This window comes from uncultured Corynebacterium sp. (genome assembly GCF_902489365.1).
In the GTDB taxonomy this organism is placed as follows: Bacteria; Actinomycetota; Actinomycetes; order Mycobacteriales; family Mycobacteriaceae; genus Corynebacterium.
In genome coordinates this window covers 1-3,755 of record NZ_CABTZR010000130.1, presented here as the reverse complement: position 1 = coordinate 3,755, position 3,755 = coordinate 1, and the positions used below count along the sequence as shown (strand labels likewise).

Sequence of the window (3,755 nt, the reverse complement as noted above, 5' to 3'; positions counted from 1 at the left end):
GCGCACCATACGCTCCTGTTCAGCACTGACTGGTCCCCCGATTTTAGGGCCGTCTACCACGGCCCTGAGCCGTTGCGGCCGTTGGGCGCCTCGGAGTCGATCTATGTGTCGAAGACCTCCGCCACCGATTCCTCGGTGGCTCCGGAAGGTTACGAGAACCTCTTTATCCTCGTCCCCGTCCCAGCGGATGAATCCTATGGGCATGGTGATGCCTACGGCGCTGTGGAATCTCCCCGCGTGGGCGCCATTGCCCGCGCGGCTGTGGCGCAGCTGGGGTCCTGGATGGGGATTGAGGATCTGGAGGAGAGGGTCGTCGTCAAGCGCACGCTCGGCCCCGCCGACTTTGCCGAGCAGTACAATTCCTGGTCCGGCGGCGCCGTGGGCCCTGCCCATACGCTGCGCCAGTCCGCGTTTTTCCGCGGCCGGAACCAATCCCGTAAGCTGCCCAATCTGTACTACGCCGGTGGCACTACGGTCCCGGGCGTGGGCGTGCCAATGTGCCTCATTTCGGCACACAATGTTCTCACTCGAATGAAGGAACAAGCCTTTTATTAGCCACCCGCCCTAGAGGTCAGCTCTCGCGTAGTCTTAAATGGCTGGAGACCATTGATAAAGCAAGAAGGGCAGGGATGGAGCCATGGCGGAGACTACTGAGCAGGCTAGCGATATCGTCGAGACATGGCTTAAGCAAGAGGATGCCATCGATCCTCAGAAGGCCCCACAACTGCAGGAACTCCTAGCCAAGGTTCCGCGCAAGGAGCTCATTTCCATAGTGGAGCGCCAGAATGCGCTGCGCGCGGCGCTGGCTCTTCGCTTACTTCCGCGCGAAAAATCCATCGCTGTCTTCGATGCACTGGATGCCAAACACCAGGCGGACATCATTGATGAGCTGGGCAACGCCGATGTCTACGAGTTCTTCGATGAACTTGAACCGGAAGACCGCGTGGCACTCTTGGATGAGCTCCCGGCAGAGATTGCCGACCGTCTCCTACGTTCGCTGACCCAAACCCAACGCGATGTCACCGGGGTGATTCTGGGCTATCCCAAGCGGTCAGTAGGCCGACGCATGTCCCCTGAGGTTCCCGATATTCACCCCGATATGAGCATCGACGAGGCGTTGGACACGCTGCGAGCGCAGTCGGATGAACTGGAGACCATTTACACGGTGCCGGTAACACGCCCCGACCGCCGGTTGGTGGGAGTAGTGAGCCTGCGGGAAATTTTCACGGCGGAATCCGGGGTACAGATTGCTTCCATCATGCAGGAACCTCTCTTTGCTAATGCCAGCGCGGATGCTGAGGAAACAGTCCGATGGTTCCTACCGTTGGATATGCTGGCGCTTCCCATTGTGGATGATTCGCACCGTCTGGTGGGTCTGCTGACCTTCGATGACGCCACAGACATCGTGGAGGAAGCCGACAGCGAGGACTCGGCACGTGCTGGTGGTACGGAAGCGCTGCAGCAACCCTACTTGTCGACCCCTCTTCTCAAACTCGTGCGTTCCCGCATTGTCTGGCTGCTTGTTTTGGCAGTGTCCGCACTGCTCACGGTCCAAGTACTCGATTCCTTTGAGGACACACTCTCTAAGGCAGTTGTCCTGTCCTTGTTCATCCCGCTGCTGACCGGAACCGGTGGAAACACTGGCAATCAAGCAGCGACCACGGTCACCCGTGCCTTAGCCCTCGGTGATGTTCGCACGCGGGACATTCTTTCGGTGCTGTGGAGTGAGCTACGCGTCGGAATGCTCTTGGGTGCGGTGCTTGGGCTGGCGGGGCTCGGTCTCGCCACGATGGTGTACGGCGCTGATATCGGCATTGTTATCGGATCAACGCTGTTTTTAATTTGCTCCATCTCTGCGACAGTTGGTGGGCTCATGCCCATCGTGGCCAAGACCATTGGAGCCGATCCGGCGGTATTTTCCAATCCGTTTATTTCGACCTTTTGTGACGCCACGGGCCTGATTATCTATTTCCTCATCGCTAAGACCGTATTGGGAATCTAAGCCTGCCTTATGCTTCGTCGTGATGTCGACTGCGCCATGCAGGCTTAGCCGAACGTCACCCTGCTAATAGCGCCATCGAAGTAGACGAGATCCTGCTCAGGATAGTTCCACACTGCTTGGAACGTGCGCGGCAAACGAATACCGTGGGCACCAGGTAGATAGTCGGCACACCTCGCTGTCCAATCCACTTGGGTCATCGTGCCGTCTTCCCCAGCGACTGCCCTATCCTGCGTCCTAAACTCCACCATTTCATAGGCTTCGTTGAAGGTGAACACGCCACTTACCGTGATGCCCTCATAAGTAAAGGTCGCTTCGACTTCTCGCTCAGAAAGCTCGGTGAATTCGATGTCGTTTCGCAACAAGCTCTGTGGAATAAACAGCGCCTCCGCGAGATACGTCACGAGTGCTGCTTTATTCATCTCAGGACCGCATTCATCAAACAGCGTAACTGCCTTGCCGATGACGCCTTTCATCCCGCCCCTACCGTCAGCGAAATAGTCATATCCCTGAAAAGGTACCCCCGCCACTGCACTCTCCACCATGGCTAGCCTGCGCGGCTCGGCAGCGAAGTTATACTGATCGTAATCGATCTTCAGCGTCCGCCCATCCTTGCCTTGGCGGAAGTCAACGTCCGCAAACTCGAGGTGGACCCACGAATACTTCGGCGTCCCAATAAAGCCATTGCGACCTACATAGTATTGAATAGCCTCCGGAAAGCTGGCGAAGTCTTCTTCAACAAACACCTCAGCCGTTGGCGTAATCGCTATCGATTTAGAGCGTTCCACATCCCTTGAAAATTCTGATTTAACCGGCGAAAACGGCACTGCGAACCACACCACTACTGCCCCGACACAGGCAGCAATCACGCGCATCACCGAAAAGGCCAGAGCGCGGAAACGACGCACCCGCATTGCACGCTCCTCATCGCACACAGGGCTTTCATTCTTTAAGCCTAAAATCCCGGGACAGAAACCACCGCAGGTTGTAAGAAAGTGAGACAGCCATCACCCGGTTCATGGTTCCTGCAGTGACACGTCGAAAGACATCAGTGGAGCGCTTAAGGGAAGATTCTCTCTTGGAGGCAGGGATGGACTCTATTCGAGCCCTGGTCCTCTGGGGGCTTGTGTTGTGTTTGTATTTATGCAGACCTGGAAGTGACAGCACGAAGTGGCTGATCAGGAGACCCGGGCCTGTGTTTGGTTGCGACGAGCGGGTCTGTACTTTCGGGTCTGTACTTTTAGGTTTCCAGGCTGTTGACTACAGATGGTGGGGCTTGGTTTCATGAGGGTTTGAAAACGCCTTCAGGGCCCTAGACGTTATGTGGTGTCTAGGGCCCTGCAGCGGTGTTATTGAGTTGTTTGTTGTTGTTTAATGTCGGCGGTTTCTTACTCTCCCACAACCTCCCGGTTGCAGTACCATCAGCGTTAGCAGGCTTAGCTTCCGGGTTCGGAATGGGACCGGGCGTTTCCCTGCTGCTATAGGCCACCGACAAACACACGGAGCATCTTGATGCCTGGTTACGTGTGTTGTGTCAGATACTGTGTAGTGGACGCGAAGCGACAGTGTGTTACTTGTCTGTTGTATTTGTTGTTTACACACCCATAAAGGAAAGGTGTGTGTGTTTGTTTTGGTCTATTAGTACCAGTAGCCTTCACACCTTACAGTGCGTCCAGGTCTGGCCTATCAACCCCATCGTCTGTGGGGGACCTCAAATGAAACCTCATCTTAAAACAGGCTTCCCGCTTAGATGCTT

Annotated in this window: 3 protein-coding genes and 2 rRNA genes; 2 read left to right on the top strand and 3 right to left on the bottom strand. The window is 55.8% G+C overall.

Annotated features, from left to right (window positions below):
• Together RDN59_RS11655 and mgtE are read left to right on the top strand one after the other, a co-directional pair.
• Window positions 1-555, top strand: a 555-nt coding sequence (locus RDN59_RS11655) for an FAD-dependent oxidoreductase (protein ID WP_374044617.1), incomplete at its 5' end; no start/stop codon positions are given.
• 82 nt (window positions 556-637) lie between these two features.
• Complete coding sequence (gene mgtE / locus RDN59_RS11650) at window positions 638-2,002, top strand: magnesium transporter (protein ID WP_308607978.1); 1,365 nt, start codon at window positions 638-640, stop codon at window positions 2,000-2,002.
• 44 nt (window positions 2,003-2,046) lie between these two features.
• On the opposite strand, the gene RDN59_RS11645 is transcribed toward mgtE, so the two are convergent.
• The 3 genes from RDN59_RS11645 to RDN59_RS11635 form a co-directional block, all read right to left on the bottom strand.
• Entirely contained in the window at window positions 2,047-2,913 is an 867-nt protein-coding gene (locus RDN59_RS11645; protein ID WP_308607977.1) for a DUF6544 family protein, read from the bottom strand.
• 461 nt (window positions 2,914-3,374) lie between these two features.
• A 5S ribosomal RNA gene (gene rrf / locus RDN59_RS11640) occupies window positions 3,375-3,492 on the bottom strand.
• Between the two features lie 124 nt (window positions 3,493-3,616).
• A 23S ribosomal RNA gene (locus tag RDN59_RS11635) occupies window positions 3,617-3,755 on the bottom strand; the annotation flags it as partial.